This window comes from Nocardioides sp. CCNWLW239 (assembly GCF_037137035.1).
Lineage (GTDB): Bacteria > Actinomycetota > Actinomycetes > Propionibacteriales > Nocardioidaceae > Nocardioides.
In genome coordinates, this window is record NZ_JBBBNW010000003.1 from 574,963 (window position 1) to 598,634 (window position 23,672).

Here is a 23,672-nt window from a genome sequence, read left to right on the forward strand (position 1 = left end):
AACGGATGTCAAGGGCGGGCGCCGACGGCGCGGAGGGCGAGATCGGCATAGAAGTCGGCGAGGGCCTCGGGGGTCCAGGTGCCGTCGTCGCGGTACCACCGCGCCAGGTCGATGCCGAGCGAGAGCAGGGCGGTCGCGGCCATGGCGGGGTCCGGGGTGTCGAAGTCGCCGCTGCGTACGCCTTCCTCGACGACCTCGCGCATGACGCTGTCGATGGCCCGGCGCAGGCCAGCGATCTCTCGGAAGTGCTCCTCGGTCAGCGCCGCGAGCTCGTAGTTGATCACCCGAGCGGTCGTGTGGGAGCGGGCGTGGAAGAGGACATAGGTGCGTACGGCGGCAGCGACCCGCTCCGCAGGCGTGCTGTCGGAGCGCAGCGCCTCGGTGACCGCCTCGAGGATCACCTCGTGGCCGCGCACCGCGATCGCGTGCAGGAGCTCTTCCTTGGAGCGGTGGTGGACGTAGACCGCCGCCGGGCTCAAGCCGGCCGCCGTGGCGATGTCGCGGGTGCTGGTGCCGTGGAACCCCTTGGCGGAGAATGCCTGGACAGCCGCGTCGAGCAGCCGAGCACGGCTTCGGTCGCCGCGCGCCTGGGTGCTGGTGCGTACGTCGCTCATGCGATCAGTCTGACATAGAGGTAAGTGAGCGCTTAGATTCGGCTCGCATCAGGCCTCGTCGAAGTGGCGTGCGAGGATGCGGGCGTGAGCAATGCGTTGAAGAAGGTCCTGGTCCTGAACGGGCCGAATCTCGGACGTCTCGGGAAGCGTCAGCCCGAGATCTACGGGCACACCACCCTCAAGGAGCTCGGCGCGATGTGTGTCGGCTGGGGCCACGAACTCGGCTTCGCTGTCGACGTACGCCAGACCAACCACGAAGGTGACATGGTCGACTGGCTCAACGACGCGGCCGACAAGGAGATCCCGGTGGTGCTCAACGCAGCCGCCTGGACCCACTACTCCTACGCCATCTACGACGCCTGTGCGCAGCTGACCGCGCCGTTGATCGAGGTGCACATCTCCGAGCCGCTCGAGCGGCCCGAGGTCTTCCGGCACACCAGCGTCGTCACCCCCCACGCGGCCGCGGTCGTGGCGGGCAAGGGCATCGACGGCTACCGCGAGGCCCTCGAGGTCATCGCCACGAAGCTCGACAAGGTCTGATGGATTGGGTTGGCGTACGTCTCGTTGACTAGGATTCTCTGTGGCCCTAGGGCCCTGCGAACATTGACAACGATGCCTGCGATGCTGCAGGACGACAGAACGAAGGCTGACGGACGGTTATGGCGACGACGAACGACCTCAAGAACGGCATGGTGCTGAAGATCGAGGGCCAGCTCTGGCAGGTGGTCGAGTTCCAGCACGTGAAGCCCGGCAAGGGTCCGGCCTTCGTCCGCACCAAGCTGAAGAACGTCGAGTCGGGCAAGAACGTCGACAAGACCTTCAACGCCGGCACCAAGGTCGAGACCGCGACGGTCGACCGCCGCACGTTCCAGTACCTCTACAACGACGGCTCCAACTTCGTCTTCATGGACGTCGCCGACTTCGACCAGGTCGAGGTCGGCCCGGAGATCGTCGGTGACGGCGCAGGCTTCCTCCTGGAGAACCAGGAGGTCATCCTGGCCACCAACGAGGGTCGCGTCCTCTTCGTCGAGCTCCCGCCGTCGGTCGAGCTCGTCATCTCCTACACCGAGCCCGGCGTCATGGGCGACTCGGCCACCGGCCGCACCAAGCCGGCCACCCTCGAGACCGGCGCCGAGATCCAGGTGCCGCTCTTCATCGAGCAGGGCGAGAAGATCAAGGTCGACACCCGCGAGGGCGGCTCCTACCTCTCCCGCGTCAAGGGCTGACGGTGGCTCACGTCGCGACTGCACGGTCCAAGGCCCGCAAGCGGGCCCTGGACCTGCTCTTCGCCGCCGAGGCGCGCGGTCTCTCCGCCGGTGACCTGCTCGACCAGCAGATCGGCGAGGGGCAGGTGCCCAACAACCCGTTCACGGTCAAGCTCGTCCGTGGCGTGGTCGCCGAGGCGGAGCGGATCGACGCACTGATCAGCGAGTTCGCCAAGGACTGGACGTTGGCCCGGATGCCCGCGGTCGACCGCAACGTGCTCCGCATCGGCGTCTGGGAGCTGATCGACGGCGACGTCGCCTCCGAGGTGGCGATCAGCGAGGCGACGGCACTGGTCACCGAGCTGTCCACCGACGACTCGCCCTCCTTCGTCAACGGCGTGCTCGCCGCGGTCGCGAAGGATCTCGCCAAGCGCTGACCAGCACGCGACGTACGCCTGTCCGGACCGTTCCGGGCAGGCGACGCGTCATTTCGGGTGCGGCGCGACGCGTGTGTTTTCCGGTTATCGACGATTGCTTCGGTCGGGACCGTATGTTTGGACTCAAGGCTGAGATGGTGGCCGTCAACCAGACCCGTATTCGGAGAGCGCATGACGCAGGAGAACAACCCCTACGACGAGCCGGACTCGCGCACCCGGCCGGCCGGCGCACCCTCGCACTGGGTGACGCCGCCTCCGCCGGGATCCACGGGGCCGCGCACCAACCCCAACGCCCAGCCCTATCCGCATGCCGACCCGAGTCAGGAGGCGACTCGCATCACCAACCCACAGGTCACCCCGACCTCCCCGACTTCCCCGCCCGCACCGCCGGCCCCGGTGGTTCCGTCGGGCGCGGTGCCACCGCCGCCGACTGCCCACGGCCAAGAGGTGCCCAGCGCGACCGACTTCCTCGACCGGCGCGCCGAGTCGGCCGGGTTCGGTCCAGCGACCTGGGGCTGGCGGGGCGCGATCCGCAAGATGTCCGGCGGGCTGATCAGCCCGAAGATGGGCGCGGCGGAGGTTGCCTACGAGCAGGACCGGGCGATGATCCAGCGGGACTTCGACGGTCCTCGCACCATCGTCTTCATCAACCCCAAGGGCGGCGCCGCCAAGACCACCGGCGTGCTCGCCGCGGGCTACACCTTCGGCACCGTCCGCGGTGGCGGGGTCGTGGCCTGGGACAACAACGAGACCCGCGGAACCCTCGGCATCCGGGGCATGCGGAGCACCCACCGCAACACCACCCGCGAGCTGCTCGACAACCTGGCCGCGTTCAACAACGTCTACCAGTCCCGCATCGGTGACCTGGGTGCCTTCGTACGCTCCCAGGGCGACGCGCACTTCGACGTGCTCGCCTCCGATGAGCGCCCCGACGTCACCGGCCAGATCCATGCCGACGACTTCGGGCAGGTGCACCACCTGCTGGAGCGCTTCTACAAGGTGATCCTCGTCGACACCGGCAACAACATGCGCGCCGAGAACTGGCTGGCCGCCGCCGACACCGCCGACCTTCTGGTGGTGACCTCGACGGTGCGCGAGGACACCGGCTACAGCGGTCTGTGGATGCTGGACGCGCTCCAGGAGTCCGGCTACGCCGACCTCAAGCTGAAGACGATCACGGTGCTCTCCGACCCGTCCCCGAAGGTCGACACCAACCTGGCTCGTGACCTCACCGAGGTCTACCAGCAGCGCACCCGCGGGGTCTACCGGGTCCCGTTCGACCCGGTGCTCGTCGCCGGGTCCACGGTGCAGTACTCCCAGCTCTCGGAGGACACCAAGATGTCGTGGCTGAAGGCCTGCGCCGGGATGGCCCACGCGCTGTAGGTAGGTTCAGGCACATGCGCGCAGTCGTCTACTCCGAGAACGGTCCCTCCTCCGTCATGCGTCTGACCGAGCGTCCGGTGCCGAAGCCGGGCCCCGGTGAGGTCCTGGTCAGGCTGGTGCGGGCGGGGGTCAACCCGACCGACTGGAAGGTACGTGCCGGCCTGAGCGCGACCCTGTCCACGCCCGAGGTGACCCCGGGCCAGGACGGAGCCGGCGTCGTCGAGGAGATCGGGGACGGCGTCAGCAGCCACGCCGTCGGCCAACGGGTCTGGCTCTTCATGGCCCAGCACGGGCAGGCCTGGGGGACCGCGGCGGAGTACGTCACGGTGCCGGCCGAGAAGGCCGTCGAGCTGCCGGCAGGCGCCTCTTTCGATCTCGGTGCCTCGCTCGGGGTCCCGGCGATGACCGCCCACCGGGCGCTCACCTCCGGAGCGGTGGATCGAGTGGCTCCGGGATCGTTCAGCGGTCTCACCGTCCTGGTCCACGGCGGTGCCGGTGCGGTCGGCAATGCCGCGATCCAGCTGGCCGTGTGGGCTGGCGCACGAGTGATCACCACGGTCAGCTCCCCGGAGAAGGCGGCGCTGGCGACGGCGGCAGGTGCCCACCACATCGTGAACTATCGTGAAGGTGCTGCCGCCACGGAGATCCGGGAGATCGCGCCCGAGGGCGTCGATCAGATCGTCGAGGTGGCGCCGGCGGTGAACAACGACGTGGACCGCGAGGTGATCGTGAATCGCGGCACCATCGCCATCTACGCCAACAACGGCGGCGACGAGCTCACCCTGCCGCTGCGCGCTACCTTCTCGCTCAACCTGCGCTACCAGTTCATCCAGCTCTACGGTGTCGAGGAGGCGCACCTCCGGGCCGCGGCCGACGACGTCACCGCCGCGGTGGCGGCGGGGGCGCTGCGGGTGGGCCAGGAGGGCGGCGTACCTCTTCATCACTACCCGCTCGAGGAGACCGCCGCCGCCCACGACGCGGTCGAGGCGGGTGCTGTCGGGAAGGTGCTGATCGACCTCGAATGAGGTTAGGGTTGGCCCGATCCTTTAACGAGCCGTCCCGTGAGGCGGAGAAGGAGACCTGACCTTGTCTGAGCCTGCCCCTGAGCGTGTGTCCGAGCCGTCTGCCGATGGCCGCGTCGTGCTCGACTCCCGTGACATCTCCCGGGCGCTGACCCGGATCTCCCACGAGATCCTGGAGCGCAACCGCGACGCCGAGGACCTGGTGCTCCTCGGCCTGCACACCCGCGGCGTGCCGCTGGCCAAGCGGATCGCTGCGCGGATCGAGGCGGCCGAGGGCCATCCGGTGGCCCACGGTGCGCTCGACGTGACGATGTACCGCGACGACCTGCGCACCCACCCGACCCGGGCGCCGCACCACACCGAGATCCCGCCTGGCGGCATCGACGGCAAGACCGTGGTGCTGGTCGACGACGTGCTCTTCTCGGGCCGCACCGTCCGTGCCGCGCTCGACGCGCTGGCCGACTACGGCCGACCTGCCGTCGTACGTCTGGCCGTCCTCGTCGACCGCGGCCACCGTCAGCTGCCGATCCGCGCCGACCATGTCGGCAAGAACCTCCCGACGGCGCGCTCCGAGCGGGTCGGGCTGCGGCTGGAGGAGACCGACGGCATCGATGAGGTACGCATCGTGGAACTGGAAGGGGTGCCGGCATGACGAGGCATCTGCTGTCGATCGACGACGTGAGTGCCGAGGAGATCCAGCAGCTCTTCGCGACCGCCGCCGAGATGCACGACGTCCAGAAGCGTGAGGTCAAGAAGCTCCCGGCGCTGCGCGGGCGCACCGTGATCAACCTCTTCTTCGAGGACTCGACCCGCACCCGCTCTTCCTTCGAGATCGCCGGGAAGTGGCTCTCGGCCGACGTGATCAACCTGTCGGCCAAGGGCTCCTCGGCCTCGAAGGGTGAGTCGCTGCGCGACACCGTCCTGACCGTGACCGCGATGGGCGTCGACGGCCTGGTGATGCGTCACTCGGCCTCTGGGGCCGCTCACCAGGTCGCAGGCTGGCTCGACATCCCTGTGATCAACGCCGGTGACGGGATGCACGAGCACCCGACCCAGGCTCTGCTGGACGGCTACACGCTGCAGCGTCAGCTCGGTGGCCCCGGTTCGCTCGAGGGCAAGCGGATCGCCATCGTCGGCGACCTGACCCACTCGCGGGTGTTCCGGTCCAACGTGAAGTCCCTGACCAAGCTCGGGGCGTCGGTCGTCGCGGTCGCGCCGCCGACGCTGATGCCGTCAGGCGTCGCGGAGTGGGCCAAGGCCGAGGGCTTCGCCACGTCCTACACGCTGGACGACGTGCTGCCCGAGGTCGACGCGGTGATGATGCTGCGCGTCCAGCGGGAGCGGATGAGCGGCGGCTACTTCCCGACCTCGCGCGAATACACCGTCGGCTACGGGCTCACCCGCCAGCGACTCGGGCTGCTGCGCGACGGCGTCCCGATCCTGCACCCAGGCCCGATGAACCGCGGCCTGGAGATCTCTCCCGAGGCCGCCGACGCCGCCTCCTCCCGGATCCTCGACCAGGTCTCGGCCGGTGTCGCGATCCGGATGTCCGTTCTCTACCACCTGCTTGCCGGCGAGGAGTCCGCATGAGTCTGTTGATCAAGGGTGCCGCCGTCCTCGGGGCCGAGCCGACTGATGTGTACGTCGACGGGGGAGTGATCCGGGAGATCGGCTCTGTCGCCGCCGACTCCGCGGACGAGGTCGTCGACGCCTCGGGTCTGGTCCTCCTTCCGGGACTGGTCGACCTGCACACCCACCTGCGCCAGCCCGGCCGCGAGGATGCCGAGACGGTCGCCTCCGGTGCCGCTGCGGCCGCCGCGGGTGGCTACACCGCCGTGCTCGCGATGGCCAACACCTCGCCGGTCACCGACACCGCCGAGGCCGCGGTCTCGGTGTGGGAGCTCGGTCGCGAGGCGGGGCTGGCCGACGTGTTCCCCGTCGGCGCGGTGACCAAGGGGCTCGCCGGTGAGGAGCTCGCCGAGCTGGCCCTGATGAACCGCTCCCGGGCGGGCGTCACGGTCTTCTCCGACGACGGCAAGTGCGTCTCCGACCCCCGGGTGATGCGGCGCGCGCTGGAATACGTCAAGGCCTTCGGTGGCGTGATCTCCCAGCACTCCCAGGACCCGTCGCTCGCGCCCTACGGTTCGGCCTGCTGCCACGAGGGCGAGCTCTCCGGCCGGCTCGGTCTACCGGGCTGGCCCGGCGTCGCCGAGGAGGTCATCGTCGCCCGCGACGTGATGCTCGCCCGCCACACCGGCTCGCGCGTCCACGTCGCCCACGCCTCGACCGCGGGCACCGTCGAGGTGCTGCGCTGGGCGAAGGCCCAGGCCGAGAAGGACGGTGGCTGGGCGGTCACCGCGGAGGTCACCCCGCACCACCTGCTGCTGACCACAGACCTGCTCTCCGGCTACGACCCCACCTTCAAGGTCAACCCGCCGCTGCGCCCCGCCGAGGACGTCGAGGCCCTGCGCGAGGCACTCGCCGACGGCACCATCGACGCCGTCGCCACCGACCATGCCCCGCACGCGCGCCAGGACAAGGAGCATGCCTTCGTCGACGCGGCCTTCGGGATGCTCGGCCTCGAGGAGGCGCTCTCGGTGGTCTCGACCGTCATGGTCTCCTCCGGGCTCCTGGACTGGGCCGGCGTCGCCCGGGTCATGTCCACGACCCCGGCCCGCATCGCCGGTCTGGACGGCCACGGCCGCCCGATCGCGGTCGGTGAGCCGGCCAACCTGACTCTGGTCGACCCGGCCGCGACCTACGTCGTCGACCGGGACCGCTCGCTCTCGCTCTCCCGCAACAATCCCTGGCACGACCGCAAGCTCACTGGCCGCGTCGTGTCCACCTTCTTGCGGGGGACGCAGACGTACGGCGGGTAGCCCCTGGATGCTCACCGAGGTAACTCGGTGAGCGCCTACTTCCTTCGTGGGACTCCACGCAGGAAGTGGCTGCCGACCGAGATACCTCGGTGAGCAGCCGCGGGGGCAACGCCCGGCGCAGGACTCGAGTCGACTCGGCCAGAGGGCGGCTAGGCTCCACCGCCATGACCGACGTCTTCTCCGAGAAGCTCGCGCAGTGGCGCGCCTACACCGAGACCCCGTGGGCTCGGATCCGCTACACGGTGGTCGAGGAGGTCCTGCGGCGCCAGTGCGCCGAGCTGGGGGAGAGTCTGCGGGTCCTGGACGTCGGAGGCGGCGACGGGATGGACGCGTTGCCGCTGGCGCTGGCCGGGCACGAGGTCACGATCGTCGATCCGTCGGAGTCCTGGCTGGCCGAGGCGAAGCGTCGGGCAGCGGAGGCGGGTGCTGTGCTGACCACGCTCGTCGGTGGAGTCGAGGACCTGCCCGAGGGTGAGTGGGACCTGGTGCTGTGCCACTTCGTGCTCCATTACCGCCCCGCCGACGCCTCAGACGTACGCCGCTTGGCGGCCGCCGTCCGCCCCGGCGGCCGGCTCTCGGTGATGGTTCCCAACCCGGCGAGCATGGTGCTGCGGCAGCTGGTCACCGGCGGTCCCGAGGCTGCGCTCATCGAGCTGCACGCGGACACGAAGCATGCGGTGACCTTCGCCCACGACGTACGCAAGGTCCCGATGCCCGACCTCGAGGCAGAGCTCGCCGACGCGGGACTCCGCCTGACCGGCCGGTTCGGCACCAGGATCGCCAACGACCTCCTCACCGACGACGCCGCCAAGCAGGACCCGGCCCACTTCGACCGGCTCCTCGAGCTCGAGCGCGAGCTGTGCGACCAGGAGCCGTTCGTGCGTGTGGGCGGGATGTATCAGCTCGTCGCGGAGCGCCCAGCCTGACCTACGAGCGGCGCAGCCGGAAACTGCCTTCTGGCGAAGGCCGGAGAGGGCTATGCTCGCCGTGCAACAGTCGTACGTCGATGGCTCGGCACCGCCGCTGAAAGGTGCCTGGTGATGATCGTGTCAGGAGCCCCCGTGCCGCGCCGATGAGCGGCGCCAAGACCAAGCCTCGCGAGCTGCGGGCCAGGCGCCGACCTGGTCGCCACTCCTGCTGGGACCATCTCGTCGTGGCGCCGCTGTGGGTCGCCTACGACGCGAACCTCGGCACGCTGCTTCGCACCTGCGACGCGGTGGGCGCATGCCTGGCGGTACCGCGCACCAGGCACTATCTCGACGCGCTCCAGGTCGGCGACACGCTGCGCGGACGACGGCCGTGCGTTCACTGGGTGACGCCCGGCAAGGACGCATGGATCGCGGCGCAGCGCGATTCCGGCAAGCGCATCGTCGCCGTCGAGCTCGCGGACGGCGCGACACCGCTGCCCCGGCTGATGCCGGCGCGAGAGCCAACGGTGCTGCTGCTCGGCCACGAGCACCACGGGGTGCCCGACGAGGTGCTGGCCGAGGTCGACGAGTGCATCGAGATCCCGATGGTCGGTTGGGGCGCGAGCCTCAACGTCGCGGTCGCCGGGAGCCTGGTCGCCTACCGGCTGGCGGGGCTGTCGTGACGCTTCGACGGACCGGGTTAGGCTCCACAGCGTGGATAACCTCGAGCGCGTCTACAAGATGCCCTTCGGCTCCGTCTACCCGCACTACGTGACGAAGGTGGAGAAGAAGGGCCGGACCACGGCGGAGCTGCACCAGGTGATCACCTGGCTGACCGGGTTCGACGACGAGGCGATCGCCCAGCACATCGAGGCGAAGACGAGCTTCGAGGAGTTCTTCGCCGCCGCCGAGCTCAACCCGGCCTCCGACCTGATCACCGGCGTGGTCTGTGGCGTGAAGGTCCAGGAGATCGAGGACCCGGTCATGCGCCAGGTGCGCTACCTCGACAAGCTCGTCGACGAGCTGGCCAAGGGCAAGGCCATGGACAAGATCCTGCGCGCACCCGCGTAATCGGTTGGACTGGGCAGCCGTCCACCGCGTATTCTCCTCTCATCATGAAGATCCTGAGCTGACCTCCGACCCGCGGCCGCGGCACCTGCCCGGCGGGTCGTCCTCGAACCCGAAGGCCAGCGCTCATGTCTCTCTCCACCGTCTCCGGACCAGTCGTCGTCCGCGACCTCTCCGTCTCCTTCCGCAGCGGCTCGGTCCTGTCCGGGATCGACCTCACCGTCTCCCCGGGCGAGCGGATCGCCCTCGTGGGGGAGAACGGGGCCGGCAAGTCCACACTGCTCCGCGCTATCGCACGCAATCTTCCGCGCAGCGCCCAGTGCACAGGCACCATCGAGACCCCCGACGACCTCGTCTGGCTGCCTCAGGAGCCGCCGTTCCGTGATGCGGCGACCATCGAGGACGTCCTCGCCACCACTCTCCGCCCGCTCCGCGACGCCGTCGCGACGGTCGAGGCGCTCGCCGACCGTCTCGACGATCCCGAGTCCGCCGAGACGTACGCGAGCGCGCTCGACTTCGCGGTCGCCCACGATGCGTGGGACGCCGACCGGAGGGCCGTGCTCGCCGCGGAGCGCCTCGGCCTGAGCGGACTGGACCGGGAGCGGCCCATCAGCACGCTCTCCGGCGGGCAACGGACCAGGCTGGCGCTGGCGACCGCGATCACCCGGCGCCCCGACGCCCTGCTGCTCGACGAGCCGACCAACCACCTCGATGACGAGGCAGTCGGTGTGCTGGGCGAGTTCCTGCGCGATCTCCCGGGCACCGTCCTGATGGCCTCCCACGACCGTGTCTTCCTCGACGAGGTCGCCACCGGACTCTTCGACCTCGACCCGACCGCCTTCGGCACGGACGGTGCCGGCGGCCGGCTCTTCGGTGGTGGCTGGAGCGACTACGAGGAGGCCCGGAAGGCGGCCCGCGAACGGTGGGAGCAGACGTACGCCGAACAGCAGGACGAGCTCAAACGACTCCGTGCCGCGACCAGGATCGGCAACGACGCGATCGCCCACAACCGTGGTCCGACCGACAACGACAAGTTCATCTACAAGTTCAAGGGCAGCAACGTCGAACGCACCCTCGCCCGCCGCAAGAAGGATGCCAACCGGCGTCTGGAGGAGGCCGAGGAGACCCAGGTCCGCAAGCCGCCTCCGCCCCTGCGGCTCAATGCGGCGCTGTCGGCTGCCGGCGGCACCGGCCGGATGGTCGTGGTCCGTGACCTGGTCGTCGGAGACCGGGTCCGCCTGCCGATCCTCGACGTCACGGCGGGGGAGCACCTGCTGATCACCGGACCCAACGGCAGCGGCAAGTCGACGCTGCTCGGGGTGATCTCCGGTCGCGTGAAGCCGACCTCCGGCGAGGTCCAGGTCGGCGCCCGGCATGTCGAGGAGCTCACCCAGGACCCGCAGTTCGGGGACCTGCGCCGCAAGGTCGCGGACGTCTACCGGGAGTCGGTCGGAGAGGTGCTGGCGAGCCAGGCGCCTCTACGTGACCTGGGCCTGGTCCATCCGCGTGACCTCAACCGGCCGGTCGGAGCGCTGAGCGTCGGCCAGCGACGCCGGCTCGACCTCGCGATCGCCATCGCGACCGGCCCGGACCTGCTGCTTCTCGACGAACCCACCAACCACATCTCGCTCACTTTGGCGGGAGAGCTGGAGGAGGCGATCGGGTTCACGCCGGGGACCGTCATCGTCGCCTCCCACGACCGCTGGTTGCGCCGGCGCTGGTCGGGTCCGGAGCACCGGATCGTGCCGTGACGGGCCAGTTGCAGGCGAACGCCTGTGGATGAGCAGCGTTATCCACAGGCGGGGTGAACGCCGTTGTTCGCCTCGGTCGGCCGTGATGCGGTGGACCCATGACCAAGAACACTCCGTACGCCCCGGTTCTCCGCACCCAGACCGACCTCGAGGCCGCCTGGCGACATCTGATCAACCCGCTCGGCTGGCCCGAGCCCCGGTTGTGGTTCATGTTCGTCGGGGCCGACGGGGTGCCGCTGCCGCAGCTGTGCCAGATCGAGGAGGTGCCGAGGGAGATCGGTGACGACGGCGCTGCTGACGTCGCCGCGATGCTGCACGGTCTGATCGACGAGCTGGGCTTCCAGCGGGTCGAGTTCCTGCTGTGCCGTCCGGGAGGCGGCCCACCCAACCGCTCGGACCGGAAGAACGCCGCCGAGCTCTACGGAGCCTGCGCCGTCGCATCCGTGCCGCTCACCGTCGTCCACCTGGCGACCGACGACGACTTCTGGCCGATCCCGCTGGACGCGCTCGGCGAGCTCAGAACTCCAGCGTGACCTTCGACTCGCCCAGCTCACGCTCGACGATCCGGTCGAACGCCACCGAGGCGGCCTCGCGCTCGACCATGTCACGCAGCGCGTGGTCGATCGCAGCCTGGTTGGTCGTCGTACCGGCGATCTTCCTCGCCTCGGCCAACAGCTCCTCATCGATGCTGATCGACGTCTCGGTCATGGCGTACCCCCGCACGGAAATCCGGATGAAACAGCGAAACGCTAGCGGTGCACAACCATGCAACGCAATGACCTGGGACAACCGTCACATCGTGTCGCACTCACCTGGTCCGAGGTCGACCGACGGTGTCGGGGCTCGCCTCTATGCTGCCGGACCATGAGCCCGGAGGACCGACTGCTGACCGACATCACCGTCATGGTGGACTCGATCGAGCCGATGGACGCGGTCGAGAGCGGCCACATCGCCGACGCGTCGGCATGGCTGTGTGTGACCGACGACGTGTTCCGGCGCAGCAGCGCGCCCACAGAGCCGGCCAAGCACCTGGTCTCCTATTTCCTGCTCGTCGACCCGGTGAGCGGCCACATCCTGCTCGGCGACCACCGCAAGTCGGGCCTGTGGCTGCCGTCGGGAGGTCACGTCGAGCCGGGTGAGAACCCGGCCGACACCGTGCGCCGGGAGTGCGTCGAGGAGCTGGGTGTGGAGGCGCAGTTCCACCCGGGCCTCGGGCCACGCCCGTTGTTCCTCACCGTGACCACGACCCGGCTCGATCGCCCGGATCCGCACACCGACGTCAGCCTCTGGTTCGTCCTGGCGCACGACCGTCACGACCCGCTGAGGGCGGACGAGCGGGAGTACGCCGGAGTCCGCTGGTGGACGCCCGCCGAGCTCCGCGCCGCCGACCCGGGCCGGTTCGATCCGCACCTGGGCCGGATGCTCGACAAGCTGAAGACCCTCGGAGCCTGAGTCCTGCTCGGGACCTCGACATCATCCGCATGCCAGGATGGAGTCGAGAAGGACCGATGTGGGTCCGTGAACGCAGGGGTAAGAGATGACGGACGCGAACTGGTACCCGGACCCGACCGGACAGGCCGAGCTTCGCTACTACGACGGGAGCCAGTGGACCGAGCACGTGTCCACCGGCGGACAGCAGTCGACGGCGCCCCTGACGCCACCACAGGCCACCGTGGAGCAGGAGGCACCGACGCAGGTCGGATCGGTGCAGGCTGCGCAGTCCGCGCACGCCGGATACGGCGACAACGCCCAGGCCCAGCAGGCCCAGCAGGCCCAGCAGGCCCAGTACGGGCAGCAGCCCGCTCAGGCTCAGCAGCCCGCTGGAGACCCGTTCGCGGGAATCTCGGGCGACCTGATCGACGGTCGTTTCGCCGAGATCGACGGCGATGGCGCGGTGCTGCAGAACAAGAGGATGCTGCGCGTACGCGTGGGCGAGCCCTTCCAGGCCCGCCAGGGCTCGATGGTGGCCTACCAGGGCAATGTGCAGTTCAAGTACCAGAGCGGGGGCATGGGGAAGTTCCTCAAGAAGGCCGTCACCGGTGAGGGCCTCAGCCTGATGGGGGTCGAGGGTCAGGGCGACGTCTTCCTCGCGGACGCGGCCAAGGAGGTGCACATCCTCCGGCTGAACAACTCCGGCATCTCGATCAACGGTGACCACGTGCTCGCCTTCTCCGGCGGCCTGCAGTGGAACATCGAGCGCGTCCAGGGCGCCGGCATGCTCACCGGCGGCCTCTTCAACACCACCCTGCGCGGCACCGGGTGGGTTGCGGTCACCACGCAGGGCGACCCGGTGGTGCTCAATGCGGCGGAGGCGCCGACCTTCACCGACACCAACGCGGTCGTCGGGTGGTCGCTCGGCCTGCAGACCAGCCTGCAGAAGTCGTTCACCGCCGGTGCGCTCGTCGGCCGCGGCAGCGGCGAGGCGTTCCAGGTGGCCTTCCAGGGCGCCGGCTTCGTCATCGTGCAGCCGGCCGAGGGCGGCGTCGTCCCGCCGCACTCGCACAGCTGAGCCTGACTCGAGGGGCAGACTGCCGCGTACGTCACATGGTGGCGTACGCGGCGGACGCCAACTGCCATCAACCGGCATCTGCTTGATACTGTCACCAGCAAGTTGACCGACATCCTTTAAGCACCGTCCCGTGAGGCGGAGAAGGAGGTACGGCGTGCCGCTGCATGCCCACAAAGAAGCACTCCTCGTACTCGAGGATGGTCGATCGTTCCGGGGGGAGTCGTTCGGTGCCGAGGGTGAGACCTTCGGCGAGGCGGTCTTCTCCACCGGTATGACGGGCTACCAGGAGACGCTGACCGACCCGAGCTACCACCAGCAGGTGGTCGTGATGACCGCGCCCCACGTCGGCAACACCGGCGTGAACGACGAGGACCCGGAGTCGCGTCGGATCTGGGTCGCCGGCTACGTCGTCCGAGACCCCGCCCGGGTCTCCTCCAACTGGCGCGCGCAGCGCAGCCTCGACGACGACCTGCGCGACCAGTCCGTGGTCGGCATCAGCGGGATCGACACCCGCGCCCTGACCCGCCACCTGCGTGAGCGCGGCGCGATGCGCGTCGGGATCTCCACGGTCGAGACCGACCCCGAGGCCCTGCTGAAGAAGGTGCTCGCCTCCGCCGAGATGAGCGGCGCGAACCTCTCCGACGCGGTCAGCACCGCCGAGGCGTACGTCGTCCCGGCCCAGGGCGAGAAGCGCTTCACCGTCGCGGCCCTCGACCTGGGCATCAAGGAGATGACCCCGGAGCGGATGGCCGAGCGCGGCATCGAGGTGCACGTGCTCCCGGCGACCGCGACCCTCGAGGACGTCCTGGCGACCAAGCCCGACGGGCTCTTCTACTCCAACGGTCCCGGTGACCCGGCCGCGACCACCGGTCAGGTGGAGCTGCTCAAGCAGGCGCTGGCGGAGAACATCCCCTACTTCGGCATCTGCTTCGGCAACCAGCTCTTCGGCCGTGCGCTGGGGTTCGGGACGTACAAGCTCAAGTACGGCCACCGCGGGATCAACCAGCCGGTCATGGACCTCACCACTCGCAAGGTCGAGGTGACCGCCCACAACCACGGCTTCGCCGTCGACGCCCCGATCGGCGAGGAGACGAAGACCGACTACGGCATCGCGACCGTCTCCCACGTCAACCTCAACGACGACTGCGTCGAGGGCCTCGAGCTCAAGGACGCCGAGACCGGGAAGCTCAAGGGCTTCTCCGTCCAATACCACCCGGAGGCAGCGGCCGGCCCGCACGATGCCGCCTACCTCTTCGACCGGTTCATCTCTCTCATGGCGAAGGAGGTCTGAGCGATGCCCAAGCGCGAGGACATCAAGTCCGTGCTCGTGATCGGCTCCGGCCCGATCGTCATCGGCCAGGCCTGCGAGTTCGACTACTCCGGCACCCAGGCCTGTCGCGTGCTGCGCGAGGAGGGGATCCGGGTCGTCCTGGTCAACTCCAACCCGGCCACGATCATGACCGACCCGGAGTTCGCCGACGCGACCTACGTCGAGCCGATCACCCCGGAGTTCGTCGAGAAGGTCATCGCCAAGGAGCGCCCCGACGCGCTGCTGGCGACCCTCGGTGGCCAGACCGCGCTCAACTGCGCGGTGGCGCTGGACGAGCGCGGGATCCTGGAGAAGTACGACGTCGAGCTGATCGGCGCGAGCATCGACGCGATCCAGCGCGGTGAGAACCGCGAGCAGTTCAAGCAGATCGTCGCCGAGCTCGGCGGCGAGAGCGCGAAGTCCGTCATCTGCCACTCGATGGACGATCTGCTCGCCGGTGCCGAGGTGCTCGGCTACCCGCTGGTCATCCGGCCGTCCTTCACCATGGGTGGTTCGGGCTCGGGCTTCGCCTACGACGAGGCCGACCTGCGGCGCCTCGGTGGCGCCGGTCTCGCGGCCAGCCCGACCACCGAGGTGCTCCTGGAGGAGTCGATCCTCGGCTGGAAGGAATACGAGCTCGAGGTCATGCGTGACCGCAAGGACAACTCGGTCATCGTCTGCTCCATCGAGAACCTCGACCCGATGGGCGTGCACACCGGCGACTCGATCACCGTCGCTCCGGCGATGACGCTGACCGACCGCGAATACCAGAAGCTCCGTGACCTCGCGATCGGCATCATCCGCGCCGTCGGCGTGGACACCGGTGGCTGCAACATCCAGTACGCCGTCAACCCGGCCGACGGCCGGATCATCGTCATCGAGATGAACCCGCGCGTATCCCGCTCGAGTGCGCTGGCCTCGAAGGCGACCGGCTACCCGATCGCCAAGATCGCCGCCAAGGTCGCGATCGGCTACACCCTCGACGAGATCGAGAACGACATCACGGCCGGGCCGAACGGCTCGACCGCCGCGTCCTTCGAGCCGACCCTCGACTACGTCGTGGTCAAGGTCCCGCGGTTCGCGTTCGAGAAGTTCCCGGGCGCCGACACCACCCTGACCACCCACATGAAGAGCGTGGGTGAGGCGATGGCGATCGGCCGCAACTTCACCGAGGCGCTCCAGAAGGCGCTGCGGAGCCTGGAGAAGCCCGAGGCGGTCTTCGACTGGACCCAGGAGATCGTCGAGCTCGACAAGCCTGCGCTGCTCGAGGAGATCAAGACCCCCACCGACGGCCGGCTCAAGCGGGTCATGGACGCGATCCGCTCCGGCGCGACGCCGGAGGAGATCTTCGAGTCGACCAAGATCGACCCCTGGTTCATCGACCAGCTCTTCCTGATCAACGAGATCGCCCAGGAGATCATCGCGGCGCCCGAGCTGACCGCCGACGTGCTCCGCTACGCCAAGCGCCACGGCTTCTCCGACTACCAGCTCGGCAAGATGCGCGGCATGACCGCCGACGTGGTCCGAGGCGTGCGCCATGCGCTCAACATCCGCCCGGTCTACAAGACGGTCGACACCTGTGCGGCCGAGTTCGAGGCGCGTACGCCCTACCACTACTCCTCCTACGACGAGGAGACCGAGGTCGCGCCGCGCGAGAAGGAAGCGGTCATCATCCTCGGCTCCGGGCCGAACCGGATCGGGCAGGGGATCGAGTTCGACTACTCCTGCGTCCACGCCTCTCTCGCGCTGAGCGAGGCCGGCTACGAGACCGTGATGGTCAACTGCAACCCGGAGACGGTCTCGACCGACTACGACACCTCCGACCGGCTCTACTTCGAGCCGCTCACCCTGGAGGACGTCCTCGAGATCGTCCACGCCGAGCAGCAGGCCGGTCCCGTGGTCGGCGTGATCTGCCAGCTCGGCGGTCAGACGCCGCTCGGCCTCGCGCAGGCGCTCAAGGACAACGGCGTGCCGATCGTCGGCACCAGCCCCGAGGCGATCCACCTCGCCGAGGAGCGCGGTGCCTTCGGCCGGGTGCTGGCCAAGGCCGGCCTGGTCGCGCCGAAGCACGGGATGGCCACCACGTTCAACGAGGCTCGCGAGATCGCGGCCGAGATCGGCTACCCGGTCCTGGTGCGCCCCTCCTACGTCCTCGGTGGCCGCGGCATGCAGATCGTCTATGACGACGAGGCCCTGCGCTCCTACATCGAGGCGGCGACCGAGGTCACCCCGGACAAGCCGGTGATGGTCGACAAGTTCGTCGACGACGCGGTCGAGATCGACGTCGACGCCCTCTACGACGGCACCGAGCTGTTCCTGGGCGGCGTGATGGAGCACATCGAGGAGGCCGGGATCCACTCCGGTGACTCCTCCTGCGCGCTGCCGCCGATCACCCTCGGCGCGGCGGAGGTCGAGCGGATCCGCGCGGCCACCCTGGCGATCGCCGAAGGCGTGGGCGTACGCGGCCTGCTCAACATCCAGTACGCCCTCGGCTCCGACGTGCTCTACGTCATCGAGGCCAACCCGCGCGCCTCCCGCACCGTCCCGTTCGTCTCCAAGGCGACCGCGACGCCGCTGGCCAAGGCCGCGGCCCGGGTGATGCTCGGCGAGTCGATCGCCCAGCTGCGTACGGCCGGGGTGCTGCCGACCACCGGCGACGGGGGAGCGCTGCCGCCGAACCAGCCGATCGCGGTCAAGGAAGCGGTCATGCCGTTCAACCGGTTCCGCACCCCGGAGGGCCAGCAGGTCGACACCGTGCTCGGGCCGGAGATGAAGTCCACCGGCGAGGTGATGGGGCTCGACTCCGACTTCGGGCGCGCCTTCGCCAAAAGCCAGGCCGGCGCGTTCGGACCGTTGCCGACGCAGGGCCGGATCTTCGTGTCGATGGCCAACCGCGACAAGCGCACCATGATCTTCCCGATCAAGGTGCTCGCCGACCACGGCTTCGAGATCTTCGCGACCGAGGGCACCGCCGAGGTGCTGCGCCGCAACGGCGTCGCCTCCAGGGTGATGCGCAAGCACTCCGCCGGCACCGGTCCCGACGGCGAGAAGACCACGGTCGAGCGGATCCTCGACGGCGAGGTCGACCTGGTCATCAACACGCCCAACGGCACCTCCAACGCCAAGTCGGCACGCATGGACGGCTACGAGATCCGCACCGCGGCGATCGTCTCCAACATCGCGTGCATCACGACGGTCCAGGGCCTGGGGGCCGCGGTGCAGGGCATCGAGGCGCTGCGGCGTGGTGAGATCGACGTTCGCAGCCTGCAGGAGTGGCGTGACGTGGTCGGCCACCACGACGGTGGGGTGTCCGCGAAGTGAGGGCCTATCGGACGCTGTTCGACAAGGTCCTGACGAAGACGGATCCGGAGCGGGCCCACCAGCAGGCCTTCGCCGCGATCCGGGCTGCCGGCCCGGCGCTGTCCAAGGCACGTACGCCGGGGACCCCGGTCCACACGATGGGGCTCACCTTCCCGAACGTGATCGGGCTGGCCGCGGGCTTCGACAAGAACGCCGTCGGGATCGACGCCCTGGGTGGGCTCGGCTTCGGCCACGTCGAGATCGGCACCGTCACCGGCGAGAGCCAGCCGGGCAACCCGGCGCCGCGGCTCTTCCGGCTGACCGCCGACCGTGCCGTGATCAACCGGATGGGGTTCAACAACGACGGCGCCGAGGCGGTCGCCGCTCGGCTGGCGAGCCGCCTCGAGCGGCGCGGCACCGCCACCGGTGGCCCGATCCTCGGCATCAACATCGGCAAGACGAAGCTCGTGCCCGAGGACGACCAGGCCGCCGTCGAGGCCGACTACGCCAAGTCGGCACGGCTGCTGGCGCCCTACGCCGACTATCTGGTCGTCAACGTCTCCTCGCCCAACACGCCCGGTCTGCGCAGCCTGCAGTCGGTCGAGAAGCTGCAGCCGCTGCTGGAGCACGTCCGCTCCATCGCCGACCAGGTCACCAAGCACCGGGTCCCGCTGCTGGTCAAGATCGCCCCCGACCTGGCCGACTCCGACGTCGTCGAGGTCGCCGACCTGGCCAGTGCGATCGGCCTGGACGGGATCATCGCGACCAACACCACCATCGGCCGCGAGCACCTGGCCTCGGCCCCGGCCGAGATCACCGCGGCCGGTGCCGGTGGTCTGTCGGGCGCACCGCTCAAGTCGCGGGCGCTCGACGTCCTGCGGCTGCTTCGTAGCCGGGTCAGCCCCGAGATGACCCTCGTCGGGGTGGGTGGCATCGCCACCGTCGAGGACGCCCGCGAGCGCCTCGCGGCCGGTGCCGACCTGCTCCAGGGCTACACCGGGTTCATCTACGAGGGCCCGCTCTACGCCCGCCGGATCGCGAACGGGGTGGCTCGATGACATTCGGTGCTCGTTACGCCGCCGCCCTCGAGGCGCGCGGGAGGCTCTGCGCCGGGATCGACCCGCACGCCTCGCTGCTCCTCGACTGGGGGCTCAACGACGACCTCGCCGGCCTGGAGAGGTTCGCGCTGACCGCGGTCGAGGGTCTGGCCCCCCACGTCCCGGTCGTGAAGCCGCAGAGCGCGTTCTACGAGCGCTTCGGCTCGCGTGGCATCGCGGTCTTGGAGCGGGTCATCGCCGAGTCGAAGGCCGCTGGTGCGCTGGTGCTGCTCGACATCAAGCGTGGTGACATCGGCTCGACCAGCCAGGCCTACGCCGACGCCTATCTCGATCCCGCCAGCCCCCTGGGCTCCGACGCGGTGACGGTGAGCCCCTACCTGGGGTTCGGCTCGCTGACGCCGTTCGTGGAGACGGCGACGAAGTTCGATGCCGGGCTGTTCGTGCTCGCCCTGACCTCCAACAAGGAGGGCCCCGAGGTGCAGCACGCGACCGTGGAGGACGGCCGCAGCGTCGGCCGGGTCATGCTCGACCACCTGCGCCGGCTGAACGAGTCCGAGACGCCGCTGGGCTCCTTCGGTGCGGTCGTCGGCGCGACGATCGACGGCGCGGACGGTGCGGGTGTGGCGTACGACTTCGGGTTCAACGGCCCGATCCTGGCCCCGGGCTTCGGTGAGCAGGGCGGCACCCCGGGCGACCTCGCGCGCATCTTCGGCGCCGCCAACGCGAACGTGGTGGCCAGCACCAGCCGCGGGCTTCTCCGCAAGGGCCCGGACGTGGGGGCCCTGCGCGACGAGGCGCTGCGGCTGCGCGACGAGCTCGGCTGACGGCTGCCGGTTCATCTAGGTATGCAGACGAACCGTCGCTTCCCGTGCGGAGTTCCGCTTGGGGAGCGACGGTTTCGCTGCATACCTAGACCAACCGCCCACCCCGGTACCTGACAAACTAGCCCGATGACCAGTCTCCGGATGGCCGCGCAGCTCCTCGTCGTACCAATCCTCGCCACGTCGCTGAGCTCGTGCGGTGACCCGATCGACGACTACTGCGAGACGCTGAAGGGTCACCAGCAGGAGCTGACGGACACGCTGGGGGAGGGCGGCACGAGCGGCCTGATCGCCGCTCTGCCGGCCTTCGAGGACCTCGAGCGCAACGCCCCCGACGACATCAAGAAGGACTGGAAGACGCTCACGGACGCGATCTCCGGGCTCAGCGACGCCTTGGCGGACGCGGGTGTCAGTGCCGACGACTTCGAGAACGGTGAGCCGCCGGAGGGTGTCTCCGACGCCGAGGCGAAGAAGATCGCCGACGCGGCCACGAAGGTGAGCAGCACGAAGACACAGGAGGCGTCCGTACGCGTCCAGCAGCAAGCCCGGGACGTGTGTCACACCTCGCTGACCCTGTGAGCCGGATGCGAACCCGATGTGAACCAGTTGGACACCAGATAGGCGACCCCGATTGCCGCGCTGGCAACGTAATGGCTAGATTGGCGCGAGCGCTTACTTCAGCGCTCAGCCGGGGGGCACGATCCCTGTACCGCGCGACCCGGTTGCCCTGTTGACTACACATGATCGTGAAAGGGAGTCTTCGTGGCTCTGCCTCCGGACATCACCCCTGAACAGCGCGCTGCCGCGCTCGCGAAAGCCGCGGCTTCGCGCCAGGAGAGGGCTGCTGTCAAGAACAAGGTCCGCACGGGCGGCATGACCGTCGCCGAGGTCATCGAGGAGGGGAAGAAGAACGAGGTCGTCGGCAAGATGAAGGTCATCGACCTGCTGACCTCCCACCCCGGCCTCGGCGAGGTGCGGGCGACCCAGATGATGGAGCGTCTCGGCATCGCGATGAGCCGCCGTGTGCAGGGCCTCGGCCCCAAGCAGGTGGCCGCGTTGGTCGAGGAGTTCGCTCGGCGATGAGTCTGATGACGGACGAGAAGACCACGACGGGCGCCGGCGACGGCCAGGAGAAACGACTGGTCGTCCTCGCCGGGCCGACCGCGGTCGGCAAGGGGACCGTCTCCGCGGCGGTCCGCGACGACCATCCCGAGGTCTTCTTGTCCGTCTCGGCGACGACCCGTAAGCCTCGCGAAGGCGAGATCCACGGGGTGCACTACCTGTTCGTCTCCGACGAGGAGTTCGACGCGATGATCGCCGGTGGCGAGCTGCTGGAGTGGGCCACGGTCCACAACATGGCCCGCTACGGCACCCCCCGAGGCCCCGTCGACAAGGCGCTGGCCGAGGGCCGCCCGGCGATGCTCGAGATCGACCTCCAGGGTGCGAGGCTCGTGCGCGAGACCATGCCCGAGGCGATCTTCGTCTTCCTGGCCCCGCCGAGCTGGGACGAGCTCGTGCGCCGTCTGGTCGGTCGTGGCACCGAGACGGAGGCGGAGCGCGAGCGCCGCCTGCAGACGGCGCGGGTCGAGCTGGCGGCGGAGAAGGAGTTCGACGTCACCATCGTGAACCATGAAGTTCATCAGGCAGCCGATGAGTTGGTAGCCTTGATGACGCTCGGGCTCCCGAGCAAGAAATCCGACCAAGCCGACAAGTGAGGCTCACGTGGCTGCCCCTCAGATCGACGCCCAGGGCGTGACCAACCCCTCGATCGACGACCTGCTGACGAAGACCGACAGCAAGTACAAGCTGGTTCTCTACAGCGCCCAGCGGGCTCGCCAGATCAACGCCTACTACTCGCAGCTCGGTGAAGGCCTGCTGGAGTACGTCGGCCCCCTCGTCGACACCCACGTCCAGGAGAAGCCCCTCTCGATCGCGCTGCGCGAGATCAACGAGGACCTGCTCACCTGCGAGGACATCGACCCCGCCGAGCTGGCCGCCCAGGCTGCCGCTGCTCAGGCCGCCAGCGCTGACGCGCCGGCCGCGGACGCCTGATCTCAGGTCCTCCGCTGTCCACCAACAGCACCACCCCGGCCGCCGCTCTCGACGAGCGGCGGCCGAAAGTGGTCTTAGGGGTCGCCGGCGGTATCGCCGCCTACAAGGCGGCCGAGCTGCTGCGCCGGTTCACCGAGTCCGGCCATGACGTGACCGTGGTTCCCACGGCCGCTGCCCTCGAGTTCGTCGGCGCCCCCACCTGGGCGGCGCTGTCGGGCAAGGAGATCGCCACCGGCGTCTTCGAGAACATCACCGAGGTCCCGCACGTGCGCATCGGGCAGCAGGCCGACCTCGTCGTGGTCGCACCGGCGACCGCCAACACGCTCGCCCGCGCGGCCCACGGGCTCGCGGACGACCTGCTCAGCAACGTACTGCTCACCGCGCGCTGCCCGGTCGTGTTCGCCCCGGCGATGCACACCGAGATGTGGGAGCACCCGGCGACCCAGGCCAACGTCGCCACCCTGCGCGAGCGCGGCAACATCGTGATCGAGCCCGCCGAGGGCCGGTTGACCGGCAAGGACACCGGCAAGGGCCGGCTGCCCGAGCCCGCCGAGATCTTCGAGCTCTCCCGTGCCGTCCTCGCTCACGGCGGCCGGGCGGACCTCGTCGGTCGGCACGTCGTGGTCTCGGCCGGCGGCACCCGGGAGTACCTGGACCCGGTCCGCTATCTCGGGAACCGTTCCTCGGGCCTCCAGGGCTACGCGATCGCTCGAGCCGCCGCGGCTCGGGGCGCCGAGGTGACCCTGGTCGCCGCCAACGTGACCCTGCCCGACCCGGCCGGCCTGAAGGTCGTACGTGTCGGCACGACCGCCGAGCTGCGCGACGCCGTGGTCTCCGCGGCCGCTGGTGCCGACGCGGTGGTGATGGCCGCCGCTCCGGCGGACTTCCGGCCGACCGGGGTGAGCGAGGCCAAGATCAAGAAGGCCGCCGACGGGTCGGCGCCGACGATCGAGCTGATGCAGAACCCCGACATCCTGGCCGAGATCTCGCACCACCGGACCAAGCCCGGTCAGATCGTGGTCGGCTTCGCCGCCGAGACGGGTGACGAGACCGGCTCGGTGCTCGACCTGGCCACGGCCAAGCTCAAGCGGAAGGGCTGCGACCTGCTCGTCGTCAACGACGTCAGCGGTGGAGCCGTCTTCGGCAGCGAGGTCAACAAGGCGGTCATCCTGGGCGCCGACGGAGGTCGTGTCGACGTGCAGGAGGGGGCGAAGTCCGCTCTCGCCGAGGTGATCTGGGACCAGATCGCCTTACGCCTGGATGAACAACATACAAACTGACGACACGCCGCGCGCCACGATGAGGACCAGCCCTGCGGTCCTGGGGTTCGGGGTCTATGTTTGTCGACCAGATTGA

Annotated in this window: 26 protein-coding genes; 24 read left to right on the forward strand and 2 right to left on the reverse strand. The window is 69.3% G+C overall.

Features of this window, described 5'->3' with window-relative positions; translation table 11 throughout:
• Window positions 1-8 precede the first annotated feature (8 nt).
• A complete protein-coding gene (locus WBG06_RS14540) occupies window positions 9-614 on the reverse strand; it encodes a TetR/AcrR family transcriptional regulator (protein WP_336737549.1) in 606 nt (201 codons plus the stop codon).
• Window positions 615-698: 84 nt separating this feature from the next.
• On the opposite strand from WBG06_RS14540, the gene WBG06_RS14545 reads away from it, so the two are divergent.
• From WBG06_RS14545 to WBG06_RS14605, 13 genes are all read left to right on the forward strand, one after another.
• Complete coding sequence (locus tag WBG06_RS14545) at window positions 699-1,154, forward strand: type II 3-dehydroquinate dehydratase (RefSeq protein WP_336737550.1); 456 nt, start codon at window positions 699-701, stop codon at window positions 1,152-1,154.
• Between the two features lie 119 nt (window positions 1,155-1,273).
• A complete protein-coding gene (gene efp / locus WBG06_RS14550) occupies window positions 1,274-1,840 on the forward strand; it encodes an elongation factor P (protein ID WP_008356794.1) in 567 nt (188 codons plus the stop codon).
• A gap of 2 nt (window positions 1,841-1,842) precedes the next feature.
• Window positions 1,843-2,256 (forward strand): transcription antitermination factor NusB, encoded by a 414-nt coding sequence (nusB, locus tag WBG06_RS14555; protein WP_336737551.1) that lies wholly within the window; start codon window positions 1,843-1,845, stop codon window positions 2,254-2,256.
• A 171-nt stretch (window positions 2,257-2,427) separates the two neighbouring features.
• Complete coding sequence (locus tag WBG06_RS14560; protein ID WP_336737552.1) at window positions 2,428-3,639, forward strand: MinD/ParA family ATP-binding protein; 1,212 nt, start codon at window positions 2,428-2,430, stop codon at window positions 3,637-3,639.
• A gap of 14 nt (window positions 3,640-3,653) precedes the next feature.
• Complete coding sequence (locus WBG06_RS14565; protein WP_336737553.1) at window positions 3,654-4,664, forward strand: NADPH:quinone reductase; 1,011 nt, start codon at window positions 3,654-3,656, stop codon at window positions 4,662-4,664.
• Between the two features lie 61 nt (window positions 4,665-4,725).
• Window positions 4,726-5,313: a bifunctional pyr operon transcriptional regulator/uracil phosphoribosyltransferase PyrR gene (pyrR, locus tag WBG06_RS14570; RefSeq protein WP_336737554.1), complete on the forward strand. Its 588-nt coding sequence runs from the start codon at window positions 4,726-4,728 to the stop codon at window positions 5,311-5,313.
• Window positions 5,310-6,251, forward strand: a complete 942-nt coding sequence (locus WBG06_RS14575; protein WP_336737555.1) for an aspartate carbamoyltransferase catalytic subunit — start codon at window positions 5,310-5,312, stop codon at window positions 6,249-6,251. Before pyrR ends, WBG06_RS14575 begins: the two co-directional genes overlap by 4 nt.
• Window positions 6,248-7,540, forward strand: coding sequence for a dihydroorotase (locus WBG06_RS14580; RefSeq protein ID WP_336737556.1), 1,293 nt, complete (start codon window positions 6,248-6,250; stop codon window positions 7,538-7,540). The genes WBG06_RS14575 and WBG06_RS14580 overlap by 4 nt, the downstream gene beginning before the upstream one ends.
• A 164-nt stretch (window positions 7,541-7,704) precedes the next feature.
• Window positions 7,705-8,466 carry a methyltransferase domain-containing protein gene (locus WBG06_RS14585; RefSeq protein WP_336737557.1) on the forward strand — a complete coding sequence of 254 codons (762 nt, stop codon included), beginning with the start codon at window positions 7,705-7,707 and terminating at the stop codon, window positions 8,464-8,466.
• Between the two features lie 146 nt (window positions 8,467-8,612).
• Window positions 8,613-9,131: a TrmH family RNA methyltransferase gene (locus tag WBG06_RS14590; RefSeq protein WP_336737558.1), complete on the forward strand. Its 519-nt coding sequence runs from the start codon at window positions 8,613-8,615 to the stop codon at window positions 9,129-9,131.
• A 31-nt stretch (window positions 9,132-9,162) separates the two neighbouring features.
• Window positions 9,163-9,519: a DUF2200 domain-containing protein gene (locus WBG06_RS14595; RefSeq protein WP_336737559.1), complete on the forward strand. Its 357-nt coding sequence runs from the start codon at window positions 9,163-9,165 to the stop codon at window positions 9,517-9,519.
• A 125-nt stretch (window positions 9,520-9,644) separates the two neighbouring features.
• A complete protein-coding gene (locus tag WBG06_RS14600; protein WP_336737560.1) occupies window positions 9,645-11,267 on the forward strand; it encodes an ABC-F family ATP-binding cassette domain-containing protein in 1,623 nt (540 codons plus the stop codon).
• A gap of 98 nt (window positions 11,268-11,365) precedes the next feature.
• Window positions 11,366-11,800 carry a hypothetical protein gene (locus WBG06_RS14605; RefSeq protein WP_336737561.1) on the forward strand — a complete coding sequence of 145 codons (435 nt, stop codon included), beginning with the start codon at window positions 11,366-11,368 and terminating at the stop codon, window positions 11,798-11,800.
• On the opposite strand, the gene WBG06_RS14610 is transcribed toward WBG06_RS14605, so the two are convergent.
• Entirely contained in the window at window positions 11,784-11,975 is a 192-nt protein-coding gene (locus WBG06_RS14610; protein ID WP_336737562.1) for a type II toxin-antitoxin system VapB family antitoxin, read from the reverse strand. The genes WBG06_RS14605 and WBG06_RS14610 overlap by 17 nt on opposite strands.
• Window positions 11,976-12,131: 156 nt before the next feature.
• Between WBG06_RS14610 and WBG06_RS14615 the strand changes: the two genes are divergently transcribed.
• The 11 genes from WBG06_RS14615 to coaBC all read left to right on the forward strand — a co-directional run bounded on the left by WBG06_RS14615 (window position 12,132) and on the right by coaBC (window position 23,596).
• Window positions 12,132-12,719 carry an NUDIX hydrolase gene (locus tag WBG06_RS14615; protein ID WP_336737563.1) on the forward strand — a complete coding sequence of 196 codons (588 nt, stop codon included), beginning with the start codon at window positions 12,132-12,134 and terminating at the stop codon, window positions 12,717-12,719.
• Between the two features lie 85 nt (window positions 12,720-12,804).
• The gene (locus tag WBG06_RS14620; protein ID WP_336737564.1) at window positions 12,805-13,776 is read left to right on the forward strand and encodes an AIM24 family protein; all 972 of its coding nucleotides are present in this window, start codon (window positions 12,805-12,807) and stop codon (window positions 13,774-13,776) included.
• Between the two features lie 154 nt (window positions 13,777-13,930).
• On the forward strand, window positions 13,931-15,067 hold the full coding sequence (carA, locus tag WBG06_RS14625) for a glutamine-hydrolyzing carbamoyl-phosphate synthase small subunit (RefSeq protein WP_336737565.1): 1,137 nt from the start codon (window positions 13,931-13,933) through the stop codon (window positions 15,065-15,067).
• A 3-nt stretch (window positions 15,068-15,070) separates the two neighbouring features.
• Entirely contained in the window at window positions 15,071-18,406 is a 3,336-nt protein-coding gene (gene carB / locus WBG06_RS14630) for a carbamoyl-phosphate synthase large subunit (protein WP_336737566.1), read from the forward strand.
• Window positions 18,403-19,443 (forward strand): quinone-dependent dihydroorotate dehydrogenase, encoded by a 1,041-nt coding sequence (locus tag WBG06_RS14635; protein ID WP_336737567.1) that lies wholly within the window; start codon window positions 18,403-18,405, stop codon window positions 19,441-19,443. Before carB ends, WBG06_RS14635 begins: the two co-directional genes overlap by 4 nt.
• On the forward strand, window positions 19,440-20,267 hold the full coding sequence (pyrF, locus tag WBG06_RS14640) for an orotidine-5'-phosphate decarboxylase (RefSeq protein WP_336737568.1): 828 nt from the start codon (window positions 19,440-19,442) through the stop codon (window positions 20,265-20,267). The genes WBG06_RS14635 and pyrF overlap by 4 nt, the downstream gene beginning before the upstream one ends.
• A 126-nt stretch (window positions 20,268-20,393) precedes the next feature.
• Entirely contained in the window at window positions 20,394-20,843 is a 450-nt protein-coding gene (locus WBG06_RS14645; RefSeq protein WP_336737569.1) for a hypothetical protein, read from the forward strand.
• A gap of 183 nt (window positions 20,844-21,026) precedes the next feature.
• Window positions 21,027-21,347, forward strand: coding sequence for an integration host factor, actinobacterial type (gene mihF / locus WBG06_RS14650; protein WP_336737570.1), 321 nt, complete (start codon window positions 21,027-21,029; stop codon window positions 21,345-21,347).
• Entirely contained in the window at window positions 21,344-21,979 is a 636-nt protein-coding gene (gene gmk / locus WBG06_RS14655) for a guanylate kinase (protein WP_336737571.1), read from the forward strand. Before mihF ends, gmk begins: the two co-directional genes overlap by 4 nt.
• Window positions 21,980-21,986: 7 nt before the next feature.
• A complete protein-coding gene (rpoZ, locus tag WBG06_RS14660) occupies window positions 21,987-22,316 on the forward strand; it encodes a DNA-directed RNA polymerase subunit omega (RefSeq protein ID WP_336737572.1) in 330 nt (109 codons plus the stop codon).
• A gap of 68 nt (window positions 22,317-22,384) precedes the next feature.
• Window positions 22,385-23,596 (forward strand): bifunctional phosphopantothenoylcysteine decarboxylase/phosphopantothenate--cysteine ligase CoaBC, encoded by a 1,212-nt coding sequence (gene coaBC, locus WBG06_RS14665; protein WP_336737573.1) that lies wholly within the window; start codon window positions 22,385-22,387, stop codon window positions 23,594-23,596.
• Window positions 23,597-23,672: the final 76 nt, after the last annotated feature.